At 43.6% G+C, this 17188-nt stretch carries 12 protein-coding genes and 2 pseudogenes; 11 read left to right on the forward strand and 3 right to left on the reverse strand.

Annotated features, from left to right (window positions below; translation table 11 throughout):
- Positions 1-586: 586 nt before the first annotated feature.
- From E4O01_RS11115 to E4O01_RS11145, 7 genes and pseudogenes are all read left to right on the forward strand, one after another.
- A complete protein-coding gene (locus E4O01_RS11115) occupies positions 587-1669 on the forward strand; it encodes a formylglycine-generating enzyme family protein (protein ID WP_253692253.1) in 1083 nt (360 codons plus the stop codon).
- Positions 1670-1878: 209 nt separating this feature from the next.
- A complete protein-coding gene (locus E4O01_RS11120; RefSeq protein WP_253692254.1) occupies positions 1879-2829 on the forward strand; it encodes a formylglycine-generating enzyme family protein in 951 nt (316 codons plus the stop codon).
- Positions 2830-3083: 254 nt separating this feature from the next.
- Positions 3084-4229: a formylglycine-generating enzyme family protein gene (locus tag E4O01_RS11125; protein ID WP_253692255.1), complete on the forward strand. Its 1146-nt coding sequence runs from the start codon at positions 3084-3086 to the stop codon at positions 4227-4229.
- A 182-nt stretch (positions 4230-4411) separates the two neighbouring features.
- Positions 4412-5500: a formylglycine-generating enzyme family protein gene (locus E4O01_RS11130; protein WP_253692256.1), complete on the forward strand. Its 1089-nt coding sequence runs from the start codon at positions 4412-4414 to the stop codon at positions 5498-5500.
- Between the two features lie 338 nt (positions 5501-5838).
- Entirely contained in the window at positions 5839-6930 is a 1092-nt protein-coding gene (locus tag E4O01_RS11135) for a formylglycine-generating enzyme family protein (protein WP_253692257.1), read from the forward strand.
- Positions 6931-7111: 181 nt separating this feature from the next.
- Complete coding sequence (locus tag E4O01_RS11140; protein ID WP_253692258.1) at positions 7112-8182, forward strand: formylglycine-generating enzyme family protein; 1071 nt, start codon at positions 7112-7114, stop codon at positions 8180-8182.
- Between the two features lie 638 nt (positions 8183-8820).
- Positions 8821-9036 (forward strand): annotated as a pseudogene (locus E4O01_RS11145) (tRNA-dihydrouridine synthase); the annotation flags it as partial.
- Here E4O01_RS11145 and E4O01_RS11150 read toward each other — a convergent pair.
- Positions 9017-10276, reverse strand: a complete 1260-nt coding sequence (locus E4O01_RS11150; RefSeq protein ID WP_253692259.1) for a DUF4097 family beta strand repeat-containing protein — start codon at positions 10274-10276, stop codon at positions 9017-9019. The pseudogene E4O01_RS11145 and the gene E4O01_RS11150 sit on opposite strands and share 20 nt — an antisense overlap.
- 304 nt (positions 10277-10580) lie before the next feature.
- Between E4O01_RS11150 and E4O01_RS11155 the strand changes: the two genes are divergently transcribed.
- From E4O01_RS11155 to E4O01_RS11165, 3 genes and pseudogenes are all read left to right on the forward strand, one after another.
- Positions 10581-12311 carry a M3 family oligoendopeptidase gene (locus E4O01_RS11155; protein ID WP_253692260.1) on the forward strand — a complete coding sequence of 577 codons (1731 nt, stop codon included), beginning with the start codon at positions 10581-10583 and terminating at the stop codon, positions 12309-12311.
- Between the two features lie 134 nt (positions 12312-12445).
- Positions 12446-13033: pseudogene (locus E4O01_RS11160) on the forward strand (restriction endonuclease subunit S); the annotation flags it as partial.
- Positions 13034-13206: 173 nt separating this feature from the next.
- Positions 13207-13986: a tetratricopeptide repeat protein gene (locus E4O01_RS11165; RefSeq protein ID WP_253692262.1), complete on the forward strand. Its 780-nt coding sequence runs from the start codon at positions 13207-13209 to the stop codon at positions 13984-13986.
- A gap of 157 nt (positions 13987-14143) precedes the next feature.
- Here E4O01_RS11165 and E4O01_RS11170 read toward each other — a convergent pair whose 3' ends face one another.
- On the reverse strand, positions 14144-14953 hold the full coding sequence (locus E4O01_RS11170; RefSeq protein WP_253692263.1) for a tyrosine-type recombinase/integrase: 810 nt from the start codon (positions 14951-14953) through the stop codon (positions 14144-14146).
- 60 nt (positions 14954-15013) lie between these two features.
- Here E4O01_RS11170 and E4O01_RS11175 point away from each other — a divergent pair, with 60 nt between their 5' ends.
- Positions 15014-15622 carry a restriction endonuclease subunit S gene (locus E4O01_RS11175; protein WP_253692264.1) on the forward strand — a complete coding sequence of 203 codons (609 nt, stop codon included), beginning with the start codon at positions 15014-15016 and terminating at the stop codon, positions 15620-15622.
- Here E4O01_RS11175 and E4O01_RS11180 read toward each other — a convergent pair.
- Entirely contained in the window at positions 15593-17185 is a 1593-nt protein-coding gene (locus tag E4O01_RS11180) for a restriction endonuclease subunit S (RefSeq protein ID WP_253692265.1), read from the reverse strand. The genes E4O01_RS11175 and E4O01_RS11180 overlap by 30 nt on opposite strands.
- Positions 17186-17188: the final 3 nt, after the last annotated feature.

Genomic DNA, 17188 nt, shown 5'->3' on the forward strand with positions numbered 1-17188 from the left:
GCATAAGGTAGCTCCGGCTTACTGCATAGGGTAAGTCTGAGTTACTACATAGGGTAAGCCGAACTTACTGCATAAGGTAAGCCTGACGTACCGAGATAAAACACGGTACTGATAAAGGATTTATTTAAGGTGATAAACGGTCAGTGGGCACGAATGGGGTTCCGACCCGTAAAAAATTCTGCACAAGGGTGTAAACACACGATACAAATGGTATCGCGCGTTTACACGCCGAGTTTGCCTGCGGCAAACATCGCATACATACAGCTTTAAGTTCGCAATTCTGAAGAATTGCTCACACTTGAAGATACTATTGAATATACAGCTGTCAGCTGTACAATCGGGATTCTTAAGGGCAGCGCCCTTAAGCGTTATTTGGAAAAAGGGATGGGTTTTAGGGAAGGTTTGAAAATCGGACATCCGTGTCCGATTTTCAACTCGAGTTTTAGGCTAACGCCTAAAACATCGCTTACCTGCAGCTTTTACCGGCCTCCGTGCCGGGATTATAAAACTGCTTTTCCTACGGAAGAGCGAAAGAGGGCGGAGTGACCCTATCCCCGCCCGCTATCGATATTCAAGGAGGTCTTATATGACACACTTACACAAAAGAGGAGCCGCGGCACTCATCATAGCCGCAATATTGGCACTGGTCTTTACAGGCTGCCCGAATAGCGCGGGCGGTTCGGGCGCGGGCGGCGGAACAACACCGCCCACACCGCCCGCACCCCCTGAAATTGTATACGAGTTTGTAGCAATTCCCGAGGCAACCATCACAGGCGTTGACCCTGACTACACCTTACCAGGAAATCAAGATTATTGGAAAGGCGTATTTATTAAAGACCGGAAGGTAAAATTAAGCCCCTATAAGCTCGGCAAGACAGAGGTAACGTACGAGTTATGGCACGAGGTACTGACATGGGCAGAAGGTAAAGGCTACACCTTTGCAAACAAGGGAAGAGAAGGCAGTGCCGGAACCGTAGGAGCAGCTCCCACAGATGAAGGAAAAGAAGAGCCTGTAACGACTATAAGCTGGCGGGACTGTATTGTGTGGTGTAATGCGTATACGGAAATGAAGCTGGGCTCCGATGAGCAATGCGTATACCGCAAAAAGGACGATCATAATGCTGTATTAAAAGACGCGACGGCAACAGCTGATTGTGATGCAGCGTATGCTGAGATGGGTAAAAAAGGCTTTAGACTTCCGACTGAAGCCGAGTGGGAATATGCTGCCCGTTGGCAGGGAAGCGATAAAACAAATGCGGAACAATACGGCGATGTATACCTTACCAAATTAAACAGTGCAAGCGGAGCGAAAGCTGACTGGAATACGGCGGAAACAGGAGAGGTTGCGTGGTATAGTGGTAATTCAGGAGGAAAAACTCATCCTGTAGGAAAAAAGAGAGCGAATGCACTTGGCTTACACGATATGAGCGGTAATGTCTGGGAATGGTGTTTTGATTGGCATAAGGATGACCCTGCATCAAACGATGCTGCTTATATGCAAGGCGGTATTGTTACCGATCCTCAGGGTGGTGCGTCGGGTCTTAGCCGTGTTAGACGCGGCGGCAGCTGTGGCAACTACGCGAGCAACTGCACTGTAGGCGGACGGTACGTCAGCAGTCCTGCCAGCAGGCGCGACGATCTTGGCTTCCGCCTGGCTTGTCTGCCTTAAGTTCACACATTTTGCCGGAGAGGTACTCAAAATCGGACATCCGTGTCCGATTTTCAACTCGAGTTTTAGGCTAACGCCTAAAACATCGCTTACCTGCAGCTTTTACCGGCCTCCGTGCCGGGATTATAAAACCGCTTTTCCTACGGAAGAGCGGAAGCGGGCGGAGTGACCCTATCCCCGCCCGCTATCGATATTCAAGGAGGTCTTATATGACACACTTACACAAAAGAGGAGCCGCGGCGCTCATCACAGCCGCAACTTTAACACTGGCACTGCTGTTTACCGCCTGCCCCAATAGCGCAGGCGGTTCGGGCGGCGGAACAACACCGCCCGCACCGTCTGCCGACAAAACCTACACGGTAGGCGGCGTACAATTTACAATGAAAGGCATCGCCGCCGTAACGAACGGAACCGTAGGGCACACCGATAACACCGACAACAATGCACCGCACACGGTAAGCCTGACTGCCTACCGGATAGGAGAGACCGAAGTAACGCAGGAACTGTGGCAGGCGGTAATGGGGAATAATCCGAGTGTTTTTGGCGGCAGCCCTGAAGGCGGCGAAGTGCAGGAGAAGCGGCCGGTAGAGAATGTAAACTGGTATCAGTGTATAGCATTTTGCAATAAGTTGAGTAAGTTGTGCAATCTTGATCCGTGTTACACGGTTACCGGCATAAACTTCGATGCACTGAACTTTGGCGATATACCGACATCGAATGATACAAACTGGAATAATGCCGTATGCGACCGGAGTAAAAAGGGCTTCCGCTTACCGACGGAGGCCGAATGGGAATGGGCTGCCAAGGGCGGCACAAACGACAAATGGGCAGGAACGAATGAGGAAGCACAGCTCGTAAACTATGCGTGGTATGATGCAAACAGCGGTAACAAAACACACCAAGTAAAGCTGAAATCGGCGAACGGCTACGGGTTATACGACATGAGCGGGAACGTATGGGAATGGTGCTGGGACTGGAGCGATAGCTTATCCTATCCGCTGCCGCCTGATTATGAGGGTGCTGCGTCCGGTGATGACCGTGTCCTTCGCGGCGGCGGCTGGGACATTGTTGCGGGTTACGCTGCTCGTGCGTTTCGGGTCAGCGGCAGCCCCGACAACCGCGGCAACAGTGTTGGCTTGCGGCTGGTCTCGCGTCCCTAGGGTTTACACAGCATTTTTTCGTAAGCAAGGCGGTGAAGCGGGCGCAGCGTAAGCCGCCCGCAAGCAGCCTTGTGTCGAAAAAATGCGCCGGCAGCGGGAAGGCTGTTGAGCAGTTGTACCTCCGTGTACACTTCGCATAATGCGGAAGGAGAAAAAATGACTAGATCATTTAGTTATGATGATAATTTGAAGGGTATGGTCGATATCAGTTCTGACGGACTTGAAACAGCATATCATTTTTTAGGAGAAAATATATGATAAAATTAAATTTGAACAAGAGCTCAGCCGCTTCAAGCGGCAGGCTCTGTGCACTGAAAAGAGCGGCGGCGCTCATCATAGCCGCATTACTGCTTGCCGCAGTGCTGCTGTTTACCGGCTGCCCGAATAATGCGGGCGGAAGCGGTTCGGGCAGTGCCACGCCGCCTGCACCGCCCGATGTAGGTTTTTTTGAAGATACAGGCGACGGCTTTATAAAAATAACCCCTCCTGCAAAAGGCATTGTAGGCGTTGACCCTGACTACACCTTACCCGGATCTCAAGATTATTGGAAAGGCGTATTTATTAAAGACCGAAAGGTAAAATTAAGCCCCTACAAGCTCGGCAAGACAGAGGTAGCATACGAGTTATGGCACGAGGTACTGACATGGGCAGAAGGTAAAGGCTACACCTTTGCAAACAAGGGAAAAGAAGGCAGTGCCGGAACCGTAGGAGCCGCTCCCACAGATGAAGGAAAAAAAGAGCCTGTAACTGAAATAAACTGGCGGGACTGCATTGTGTGGTGTAATGCGTATACGGAAAAAGAAAAAGGAATAGGCGAATGCGTCTACCGCAAAAAGGACAATCATACGGTTGTATTAAAAGATGCGACGGCAACAGCTGATTGTGATGCCGCCTATGCCGATATGAGTAAAAAAGGCTTTAGACTTCCGACTGAAGCTGAGTGGGAATATGCGGCCCGTTGGCAGGGAAGCGATAAAACAAATGCAGCACAATACGGCGATGTATGGCTGACCAAATTGAACAGTGCAAGCGGAGCGAAAGCTGACTGGAATGATGCTGCGGAAACAGGAGCGGTTGCGTGGTATAGTGGTAATTCAGGCTACAAAACTCATCCTGTAGGAAAAAAGCGGGCAAATGCACTTGGCTTACACGATATGAGCGGGAATGTCTGGGAATGGTGTTTTGATTGGTATGCTGATAATCCTGCATCAAACGATAGTACTTATGTGCAAGGCGGTATTGTTACCGATCCTCAAGGGGCCGCGTCGGGTACTAACCGCGTCAGGCGTGGCGGCAGTTGGCTCTACGACGCGAACCTCTGCCCTGTAGGCAAGCGGGACTACAGCAGTCCTGACCGCAGGAGCCACAATCTTGGCTTCCGCCTGGCTTGTCTGCCCTAAGTTCACACATTTTGCCGCAGAGGTACTCAAAATCGGACATCCGTGTCCGATTTTGAGTTTCGAGTTTTGCCTCACGGCAAAACATCGTAATGCTGGAACCACCGCCGTCCGTGGCGGTAAAGCGGTGAAACCGAACTATATAATTACAAATTGATAAAACTTTAATTAAGGAGATTTTCAAGATGAAAACAATCAACAACAAGAAAAAAGGTGCTGCGGCGCTCATCACAGCCGCAATATTGGCAGTAGGGCTGCTTTTTACAGGCTGTCCCAATAGTGCGGGCGGTTCGGGCGGCGGAACGACACCGCCCACACCGCCCGCTGTAGGTTCTTTTGAAGATACAGGCGACGGCTTTGTAAAAATAATACCTCCTGCAAAAGGCATTGTAGGCGTTGCTCCCGGATGCACCTTACCCGGAACTGACAATTATTGGAAAGGTGTATTTATTAAAGACCGGAAGGTAAAATTAAGCCCCTACAAGCTCGGCAAAACAGAGGTAACGTACAAACTTTGGAAAGAAGTTTACGATTGGGCGGTAAAACCTGAACATGGGTATGTATTTGCCAATGTAGGAGTAAAAGGCAGTTCCGGAAGCGGAACTGACGATGAGCCTGTAACAATGATAAGTTGGCGGGACTGTATTGTGTGGTGTAATGCGTATACGGAAATGAAGCTGGGCTCCGATGAGCAATGCGTCTACCGCAAAAAAGACAATCATACGGTTGTATTAAAAAACGCGACTGATACAGCTGCTTGCGATGCAGCCTATGCCGATATGGGTAAAAAAGGCTTTAGGCTGCCGACCGAAGCGGAATGGGAATACGCAGCCCGCTGGCAGGGAAGCGATACTGAAAATGCGGCACAATACGGCGATGTATGGCTGACCAAATTAAACAGTGCAAGCGGAGCGAAAGCTGACTGGAATACGGCGGAAACAGGAGAGGTTGCGTGGTATAATGGTAATTCAGTAGGAAAAACTCATCCTGTAGGAAAAAAGAGAGCGAATGCACTCGGTTTATATGACATGAGCGGTAATGTCTGGGAATGGTATTGGGATTTGTATAAGGATGACCCTGCATCAAACGATGCTGCTTATATGCAAGGCGGTATTGTTACCGATCCTCAGGGTGGTGCGTCGGGTGCTTACCGTGGTAGGCGCGGCGGCAGCTGGCGCGATATCGCGGACTTCTGCACTGTAGGCCTACGGATCCGCAACAGTCCTGACGGCAGGAACAACGATCTTGGTTTCCGCCTGGCTTGTCTGCCCTAAGTTCACACATTTTGCCGGAGAGGTACTCAAAATCGGACATCCGTGTCCGATTTTGAGTTTCGAGTTTTGCCTCACGGCAAAACATCGTAATGCTGGAACCACCGCCGTCCATGGCGGTAAAGCGGGCGCAGCGTAAGCCGCCCGCAAGCAGCCTTGTGTCGAAAAAATGCGCCGGCAGCGGGAAGGCTGTTGAGCAGTTGTACCTCCGTGTACACTTCGCATAATGCGGAAGGAGAAAAAATGACTAGATCATTTAGTTATGATGATAATTTGAAGGGTATGGTCGATATCAGTTCTGACGGACTTGAAACAGCATATCATTTTTTAGGAGAAAATATATGATAAAATTAAATTTGAACAAGAGCTCAGCCGCTTCAAGCGGCAGGCTCTGTGCACTGAAAAGAGCCGCGGCACTCATCACAGCCGCAATATTGGCACTGGTCTTTACAGGCTGCCCGAATAATGCGGGCGGAAGCGGTTCGGGCAGTGCCACACCGCCTGCCCCGCCCGATGTAGGTTCTTTTGAAGACGCAGGCGACGGCTTTGTAAAAATAATACCGCCTGCAAACGGCATCACAGGCGTTGCCCCTAACTACGACTTACCCGGAAGTGAAGCTTTGTGGAAAGGCGTATTCCGTGCAGGCCGAAAGGTAAAATTAAATCCCTACAAGCTCGGCAAGACGGAGGTAACGTACAAACTTTGGAAAGAAGTTTACGATTTGGCGACTGGTCATGGATATACATTTGCCAATCCGGGAGTAAAAGGTAAAGACGGAAGCGGAACTGACGATGAGCCTGTAACGACTATAAGCTGGCGGGACTGCATAGTATGGTGTAATGCGTATACTCAAATAAAGCTGGGCTCCGATGAGCAATGCGTATACCGCAAAAAAGACGATCATACGGTTGTATTAAAAAACGCGACTGATACAGCTGCTTGCGATGCAGCCTATGCCGATATGAGTAAAAAAGGCTTTAGACTTCCTACCGAAGCCGAGTGGGAATATGCTGCCCGCTGGCAGGGAAGCGATACAACAAATGCGGTGCAATACGACGATGTATGGCTGACCAAATTAAACAGTGCAAGCGGAGCAAAAGCTGACTGGAATGATGCTGCGGAAACAGGAGCGGTTACGTGGTATAGTGGTAATTCAGGTAGCAAAACTCATCCTGTTGGAAAAAAGCGGGCGAATGCACTCGGTTTATGTGATATGAGCGGAAATGTCTGGGAATGGTGTTTTGATTGGTACGGCGATATAGAGGCTAACACAGTTACCGATCCTCAAGGTGGTGCGTCGGGTACTTACCGTGTTTATCGCGGCGGCAGCTGGGACTCCGACGCGGACGGCTGCACTGTAGGCATTCGGGACTACAGCAGTCCTGCCGGCAGGAGCAACTTTCGTGGCTTCCGGCTGGCTTGTCGGCCTTGAGTTCACACATTTTGCCGGAGAGCTGCTCAAAAATGTACATCCGTGTACATTTTTGAGCTTCGAGTTTTGCCCACGGCAAAACATCGCAAGAATAGAACCACCGCCGTCCATGGCGGTAAAGCGGTGTAGCCGAACTATATAATTACAAATTGATAAAACTTTAATTAAGGAGATTTTCAAGATGAAAACAATCAACAACAAGAAAAAAGGTGCTGCGGTGCTCATCACAGCCGCAATATTGGCAGTAGGGCTGCTTTTTACCGGCTGTCCCAATAGCGCGGGCGGTTCGGGCAGTGCCACACCGCCCGCACCGCCCGCACCGCCCGATGTAGGTTCTTTTGAAGACACAGGCGACGGCTTTATAAAAATAACCCCTCCTGCAAAAGGCATTGTAGGCGTTGCTCCAGGATGTACCTTACCCGGAACTGACGCTAAGTGGAAAGGCGTATTTATTGACGGGCGTAAGGTAAAATTAAGCCCCTACAAGCTGGGCAAAACAGCGGTAACGTACAAACTTTGGAAAGAAGTTTACGATTGGGCGGTAAAAGCTGAAAACGGATACAAGTTTGCCAATGAAGGAGTAAAAGGCAGTGATGGAACCGGAAATGACGAAGAGCAGCCTGTAACGACTATAAGCTGGCGGGACTGCATTGTGTGGTGTAATGCGTATACGGAAAAAGAAAAAGGAATAGACGCATGTGTATACCGCAACAAAGACAATCACGATTTGGTATTAAAAGACGCAACGGCAGAAGCTGCTTGTGATGCAGCCTATGCCGATATGAGTAAAAAAGGCTTTAGACTTCCTACCGAAGCTGAGTGGGAATATGCTGCCCGCTGGCAGGGAAGCGATACAACAAATGCGGTGCAATACGGCGATGTATGGCTGACCAAATTAAACAGTGCAAGCGGAGCAAAAGCTGACTGGAATAATGCGGATGAGACAAAAGCCGTTGCGTGGTATAGTGTTAATTCAGGTAGCAAAACTCATCCTGTTGGAAAAAAGCGGGCGAATGCACTCGGTTTATGTGATATGAGCGGAAATGTCTGGGAATGGTGTTTTGATTGGTACGGCGATATAGAGGCTAACACAGTTACCGATCCTCAAGGTGGTGCGTCGGGTCCTGCCCGTGTTTTACGCGGCGGCTGCTGGCGCAACTTCGCGCGCGACTGCACTGTAGGCAAACGGTACTACTACAGTCCTGGCAGCAGGCACAGCAGTGTTGGCTTCCGGTTGGCTTGTCGGCCTTGAGTTCACACATTTTGCCGGAGAGGTACTCAAAATCGGACATCCGTGTCCGATTTTGAGTTTCGAGTTTTGCCTCACGGCAAAACATCGTAATGCTGGAACCACCGCCGTCCATGGCGGTAAAGCGGTGAAACCGAACAGGCAAAATGTGTTTTGTGGTGCAGTGTATTTTTGAAAATAAAACTGCACTGTGTCAGCCGCTTTAGCGGCTCGAAAATTTTTGAGTAAAAAACGGTATGGACTTTATAAGGTGGTGCGTCGGGTACTAACCGTGTTAAACGCGGCGGCAGCTGGTACGATGATGCGGATAGCGCTGCTCGTGCGATTCGGAACGACGGCGACCCCGACGCCCGCGTCAGCATTCTTGGCTTGCGGCTGGTCTCGCGTCCCTAGGGTTCACACATTTTGCCGCTTTAGCGGCTCGAAGTTTTTTGTAATTTAAGGAGTTTTAGACTATGAATTTATTTGATTCTATGAAAGACAAACACATCTTAATTCAAGATGTCGGTAATATTGAGGAATTGCAGCGGTTTATCGGGCATAACATCTACCGCAGAGATCAACCGCCGGCACCGTCTGAGTACACACCCGTTGCCTACGACAAACTTAAAGACTACCTGCAAAAACTGCCTGCAGGCGATACCGAACAAAAAATTCGCACAGGCTTTAAAGAGCTCGTCTTTTTATGCGATGAAAAGGGAGAAGAAAAAGGCTGCCGCGAAATGCGTAAACGCTTCGCCGCATACACCAAGGGCATACCTGACGGCTCTCGCCTCCGCCAAGAATTGGTACAAGCCTCAACAATCGAGGAGTATAAAGCTATAATTCAAAATTATTTTAATCCAAAAACTTTATAGAAAAACTTCCGTTTCCGCCTTTTATATGTAAGGTGTTTTTTGCATTTTGATTTCCGACAGTAAAAATGGACTCTCCATTAATTTTTATATTTGAGCGGGAGGCGTCTTCAAAAAAAACACCGTAGTTGTTTCTTGAATCTTTAATATGCAAATTAACGGAACCTATAGACCTTTCAATTGAACAGGCTCCTTTTAATATGCCGGAAAAATCGAATTTTCCTATACTAAGATTAATAGCAGCATCTTTTAAAATACAGTTATCTAAATATGTACTCCCATTGCTTGTCTCAATAAACGCCTTATCTGCTAGAACATTTTTTATTTTTGTTTTGCCGACGGAAAATTTCATTTTTAACATATTTGCAGTAAAGTTTTTAAGCTCAATATTCCCTACTGAACCGTTTATATCGAACTCGTCTATTTTGTTTGAATTTTGTAAATCCATATCTACATGGCCTATGCCGCTTTCAATTTTTACCTTACCTTCAAAAGTTCCTTTAAAATTAAAACCTCCGTTTATTGAAAGTCCGGGATTTTTAAAATTACCGTTTTCCACAGTAATTGAACCTACTGAAGTTTTTAAAGCCGTTTTATTTTCTACCGATATATTTTCTATTCGGGTGTCTCCTACACTCGTTTCTATTTTACAATCATCACACAAAATATTTTTCATTTCAAGAAAACCTATGCTTCCTTCCACATCAAGATTTTTACATTTAACATCGGAAACCTTGACTTGATTTATTCCTGCGTTTAGAGCAAATGAAGTACAAGACATCCCAGTAATCTCGGCTCTGCCAATGCTCGAGTTCACAATCAGACTATCGATGGAAGCTGAAGCAGGGATGACAAGATCAATATACGCAATAATCCTGTCTTTCTTTTTTCCTGATCTTCTATTTTTCGGTCTGATTTCTTCTTCGGTAATTACAAGTTCTGAAGAAGATCTTTTCACCTTTACGGCATGTTCCGGTAAGCCTTTTATACTGTAATGCAGGGAAGCCGCCGATACATGGGTATGGATAGTTAATTTTGCATTGCAATTTTCTACTTTAATTATTTTAGGAATTTTATCCGGCGGAAGCTCTGCACTTATTACGTTATCAAGCCATTTTTCATTATAACACACTCCCGGATCATCAAGATTATCTTCATCAAATGCCCCGCTGCAAAACAGCCTTAAACCTGAAATGCCGATTAAAGAAACAGCAATAAAAAAAATTATTCTCTTTTTTTTCATAGAATTCTCCTCAAGCATTAGTCTAAGCGATTTTTTACAGTTTGTCCAGTATAAAAATTAGTTTCCCGGCCTTCAATTGACATAAGATGATTTCTTCTATATACTTATGGGCATCTCTAAAAACTCGGTTAGATTTTTAGAGATGCCCGACGAGTTTTTAATAAGTCCTTATGTAATAATGACTTATTAAAAACATCGCAAATAAGATTAAGGGAAACCTCTAAAAAGCTGAAGTTTTTAGAGGTTCCCTTATTTTTGTAAAAAATTCGGAAACTTCTGTTTCCTCAATATCTTAGGAGTACTTATGTCAGACACATGCACAGTAAAAGCACTGCCTTTGGTTCCGTTTAAGGAAATGCCTTATACGCGGCCGGATATGAAGGCGATTGAAAAGGGCTTTGCCGATGCCCTATCTAAATTTAAGGCAGCAGCTTCGGTAAAAGAACAAATCGAAGCTATCGATATGGTGCAGACCATAAACCGCGAGTACAGCACTATGGCTTCACTGGCCTCTGTCAGGCACACCATCGATACAAGGGACGAATTCTACGATAAAGAAAACGATTTTTATGATGAAGCAGGGCCTCTTTTTAGTAAGCTTTCAAACGAATTCGGCGCAGAAATGGTCAAGTCCAAATTCAGAGCCGAGCTCGAAAAAGAATTCGGTCATCAGGTTTTTGATTTAACAGATCTATCCTTAAAGGTATTCAGCCCCGAAATTATGGACGACCTCATGGCCGAAAACAAGCTTACCAGTAAATACAGTAAACTCATCGCCTCTGCCCAGATCGAATTCCAAGGCGAAAAACGAACCCTTTCACAGTTAAGTCCCTTTATGCAGGACATGGACAGGGAGGTAAGAAAGGCAGCTGCAAAAGCCTATTACGGTTTTTTTGAAGAAAACGAAGCCGAATTCGATTCAATCTATGATGAGCTTGTAAAGATACGCACAAAGATAGCCAAAAAACTCGGCTACAAGAACTTTGTTCAGCTTGCCTATGACCGACTCGGAAGAACCGAGTACAATGCCGAAATGGTTGCAAAATACCGAAAGCAGATTTATGAGCTTGTTGTTCCGATTGCCCAAGACTTAAAAAAGCGCCAAAGCAAGAGATTAAAGCTCGATAAGGTCTATTATTACGATACGGGTCTCAAATACCTTACGGGAAATGCCGTTCCGCAAGGCGAGCCTGATTGGATTGTTGAGCAGGCAAAGAAAATGTACAACGAGCTTTCGCCGGAAACAAGCGAGTTCTTTACAATGATGACAGGCTACGGCCTTATGGACTTGCTTTCAACCAAGGGAAAAGCAGGCGGAGGCTATTGCACGGGTTTCCCCATGTACAAGGTTCCCTTTATCTTTGCAAACTTTAACAAGACCCAGCACGATGTCGAGGTTATGACCCACGAAGCAGGCCATGCCTTCCAAGCCTATCAAAGCAGGGATGCCCGTCTTCTCGAATACGGATGGCCCACCCTTGAAGCTTGCGAAATTCACTCGATGAGTATGGAATTTTTCACATGGCCCTGGATGGAGCTTTTCTTTAAGCACCAGACAGAAAAGTTTAAGTTTACCCATCTTTCAGGCGCCTTCGAATTCCTCCCCTACGGAGCCACAGTAGACGAATTCCAGCACTGGGTATATGAAAACCCCGAAACAACTCCTGCCGAAAGAAAGGCGGAATGGCATAAGATAGAATTAAAGTACAATCCCTCAATCGATTATGCCGATAACGACTACCTTAACCGCGGCGGTTTTTGGGTAAAACAGGGGCACATCTTTGCTTCTCCTTTCTATTATATAGATTACACCTTGGCCCAAGTTTGCGCCCTACAGTTTTGGGTAAAGGCCAATGCCGACCGCAAAACGGCATGGGAAGATTATTTACGCCTCTGCAAGGCAGGCGGAAGCCTCCCCTTCTTGGAGCTTTTAAAACTTGCAAACCTAAAAAATCCCTTTGAAGAAGACTGCATCGCTTCGGTAACCCCCGAATGCGAAAAATGGCTCAATTCGATAGACGATTCAAAACTGTAGCAGCACAAATGAAGCCCCAGCCTGTCGCCGCATTTGATGACAAGGCATTAAATGAGGCGACGCATCCAAAGCCGTTCCTATCGATAAATTATTGGTTTTGTAAGACGACCCCTGTACCGAAAAGAATATGACATAATTGTTATTATCAAAAATATACCGATGGCTGCGAGGAAAATATTTCTGATGAAATTCCGTTTACCGTACCGGAAGGATGGATGTGGTGTAGGTTGGGAGAGATTTATTATCATACTACAGGAAAAGCATTAAAAAAATCTAATGAAAAAGGTTCCCTAAAAAAATATATCACTACATCAAACTTATACTGGGATACTTTTGATCTTTCAGAAGTGAGAACCATGTATTTTACAGATGACGAACTTGATAAATATACAATAAAAAAAGGCGATTTAGTATTATGCAATGGTGGTGATGTTGGTAGAGCAGCTATTTGGAGTTATGACAAAGATATTTGTTATCAGAACCATATTTCTAGGATGCGTCCAAAGACCAACGGTATAGAAAATAGATTCTTCTTATACGTCTTAATGTTCTATAAAGAACAAAATATGCTTAACGGAAAAGGAATTGGCATTTCATCTCTTTCAGCAAGTGACTTATTATCAATAATCATTCCGCTCCCCCCACTCGCCGAACAAAAACGAATCGTTGCCAAAATTGAAGAACTGTTTGCTAAGCTTGATTTTATCACAACTGCGCTTTGACACATACACGTAATACGGTTATAATACCAATACGATAAAGAGTGTTGCGGATAAAGAAACAGAACTTGTTTATAATGATAATAGACAATGCAAAATAGAAATTTACACCGCAACTTGAAGAAATAAAGACTTATTCTTATGCATAAGAATAGAATATATAGGAGGACAAGCAAATGACTGATATCTTAGATTTCCCTGACTTTCCATTTGAATTTGAACAGAATAATGAAGAAAAAGCTCAAGATATAGTTTATGATGCATGGGACTGTAATTCATCCGCACAAAGAAAACGATTAGCACAAAAAGCACTTGAACTTGATCCAAACTGTGCAGATGCATACTGCATTCTGGCAGCAGAGTATACATCATATAAAAAGAAAAATGAGTATTACAAAAAAGGAATAGAAGTATTCAGAAAAAAATATGGGGAGCAGTTCTTTTCAGAAAATAGAGGAGATTTCTGGGAAATATTTGAAACAAGACCCTTTATGCGGCTTTCTGCAGGATACGGGCAATTATTATGGAATAATGAGAAAAAGGATGAAGCGATACAAATATATGAAGAGTTATTACAATTAAATCCGAATGATAATCAGGGATTACGATATATTTTGATAAACTGGTTGATAGACCAAAATCAGTTGGACAAAGGAACGGAATTACTAAAACAATATCAGGAAGAGACTGCATTCATGTTGTTTAGCGACCTATTATTTTCTATAAAAAAACAAGAAAGCGACACAAAAATCTTAAAAAAATACATAAAAGCCAAAAACGCAAATCCATATGTAGTGAAATATTTACTCAAGGAAAATGAATTGCCTGAATATTTACCGGACTATTATGGATTTGGTGATGAAGATGAGGCCGTAACATATTGTTTTGGTTCAATGGATGTATGGCGAAAAGATCAAGATACTATTAAAAAACTAAAAGAGATAAGCGATGAATAACATTCGCTTCAAGCTGACAACAGAGCCAAATTCAGTTGCAGTAAGGTGTTTGCTATAAGAATTATTACTTAGAATTGCCGATATGGTTTTTCAAAAGATGGGCCGTTTAAAGTAAGAAGACTGTCCAAAAACTGAAATTTCTGGACAGTTTCAATTTTTACCATGTTACAATGCTATCAACCAGTTCCCGCTGTTCGCTTGCGGTGCGGCGTAAATAAATGCGCGTTGTTTCGATACTTTCATGCCCCATCAAATCGGCAAGAAGAGAAATATCATTGAACTTTTCAAGAAAATTCTTTGCATAGCGGTGCCGGAATGAATGCGGATAGACAACTTTTTCATTTATTCCGTATTTTTTGGCATAATTCTTTAGCTGCTGCGCAATTCCTCGGGTAGTGATATGCTTTTCAAAACGATTTAGAAACAGATAGCCGGATTCACGCCTGATTGATTCCAACCATTGCATGGCTTCTTCTTTCAAAATTTTTGGAATATAGAGCCGCCTGAGTTTTCCGCCCTTTGAATATAGATCAAAATATCCCAACTTAACATGCTCAACTTTTATCTGAATAAGCTCGCTGACTCGCGCCCCTGTAGCTGCGAGGAACCACACGACAAAATACCATTCTCGATTTCCGTCTCTTTTAAGGCTCGATTTCAAAAATTGATAGTCGGCGTTACTGATAACATTTTCAAGGAAGTTCTTCTGCTGAACTTTTACAAATTTTAACTGCAGCTGATCTTTATGTATAAACTGCAAATACTTGTTAATTCCCTGAATCCTTAAATTCACCGTTTTCGGTTTAAAAAACTCAATCAGATAGCCTTTGTATGCAAGCAGATTTTCCTTACTGACAGAATCATAATGTTCTGTGTAGTATTTAACCGTCCATAAATACGATGTAAGAGTATTCTGAGAAAGATTGCTTTTCTTCAAATACTCTTCAAAACTTGTGCCGTTTTCCATAACGACCTCCCAATAAACAAGATTAGCGATCTCTCGCTTACCAGAGAGTATACTTGTAATGTGATTTCTTGTTATTATGAGAAGTTCTTTGGAAAAAATGATGTTTGTATTGATAATGAGATTCCTTTTGAACTGCCGGCAAAATGGCAATGGACAAAATTAGGACGAATTTGCGATAAGCTTGTAGATGGAGATCATAATCCGCCTAAAGGTATCGAAGAAAAAACAGAATATATAATGGTTTCTTCAAGAAATATTAATCATAACACAGTAGAAGATTTAGAAAATGTCAGATATTTAACGAAAGAGATGTTTGATGCAGAAAATTTGAGGACCAATGCTACAACGGGTGATATACTTTTCACATCCGTAGGTTCATTAGGAAGAAGTTGCATTTACGACGGCAGAATGAATATCTGCTTTCAACGGAGTGTTTCCATTCTTAACACCAAGGTTTACAACAAGTATGTAAAATTCTTTTTTGATAGTAATTTTTATCAAAATTATGTAGCTGAACATGCTACCGGTACTGCTCAAATGGGATTTTATTTACAAGAAATGGCAGAATCTTTTATTGCTATTCCTCCAATTTCAGAGCAAAAAAGAATTGTTACTAGAATTGAAGAAATATTTAATGCTTTAGACGACATTCAAAGAAATCTCATCTAATTTTTTCATTAGTTTATTGATAGTTCTACATATTTTGACCTGTTCATTTAACGGTGGAATTGGAATAAGAGTTTCTGCAATAAATTCTTTTCCAATCCTTTGTTGTCCTACAGCACCGGTGAAATTATTGATTCCTTCCTTTATGAAAGTATCTGTTTTTATAAACCAAAATACATATTCATTGAAAATATATTCATTGTTTGTTCGTAATATATGTAACTCTGTTGTTCCGGCCCCATATTTGTTCTTTAAGTTCTTAAAAATCACAGATTTTCTATTTTCAAAACAAGGTGTAATCTTTGCAATTCCAATATCATTATCCGCAAAATGACTAAATCCTGATTTTACAGTTTCCCATCTTTGCAATTCATAAGTAAAATTGTTATTAAACTCGGAATCAATTAAAGTCATTGGCACAAAAGAAATTTCCAAAGTATTATCCAATTTATTCTTAGGATTTATTTCACATATTGAAGGAATTTTTTGCCAGCACCAACCTTCCGGTAAATCAAATGGTATTTCGATCTGTTCTTCTACCCCCTCGAACTTCTCATAATAACAATTATCAGTAGAATTTTTATAAATATACGAATCATTCTTACCGCGTTTTATCTCTCCGGCAGCGATTTTAGCTTCTTTTTCAGCACGGAGTTTTTTCAACATCACGGATGCAGGCTCATCGGCAGGATCTTGAGGAACAAGTTTCCCGCGGATAGCTAAGTCGAGGATTTTTGACTTTGCCTGTTTGACAGCTGTTTGTAAGTCGGCTTTATTTTGTTCCAGTAGGTCTATATGTGCGAAAATTGTTTCAATTTTTGCGACGATGCGTTGCTGCTCCGAGAGGGGCGGGAGAGGAAGAACCATTCTTTGAAGGTGTTCCGCTTTTATATTATTAATATTTGTACCTTTTATGTTATTCTGAATATAATTAGTATAATATTCTGATTGAAAAATAAGATTGATATATTTGCTTATTGGTAAGAGTATCATACGTATAATTCGTAAAAATGCCCCTATTTGGGTATAGGTATAATCTTTATCGATGAATGCAGGCTTTCCTATGCTATTTGTACTTCCTGTAGATGCGACAATGATAATATCACCAAGTATAACATTTTTTCTAATATCAATATATTTGTTTTGAATAAATATATCATCATTTTTTAAAATCAGAGCATTATTTTGTATATTCCCACCGCGTAATATACGTAGAGTTCCTTTTGATATAATATCATTTTTCTGATACGAAGTACCGCTTATGATTTGGCCAATCTCCCCCAATCGGCACCACGTCCACCCCTCCGGTACGGCAAACGGAATTTCATCTTCAATATCCTTCACCCTGCCGTCTGAGAACTTCTCATAGTGCCTGTTATCATCACCGAAAAAAATATACGAATCATTTTTACCGCGTTTCAGTTCACCGGAAGCGATTTTTTTCTCTTTTTCTGCACGAATTTTTTCAAGGAGTATGGCTGCGCTCTCATCGGCCGGGTCTTGCTTTACCAGCTTTCCATGAATTGCGAGGTCTAATATTTTTTGACGTAATGCATTTGTGTTCACGTT

This window comes from Treponema sp. OMZ 790, from assembly GCF_024181285.1.
In the GTDB taxonomy this organism is placed as follows: Bacteria; Spirochaetota; Spirochaetia; order Treponematales; family Treponemataceae; genus Treponema_B.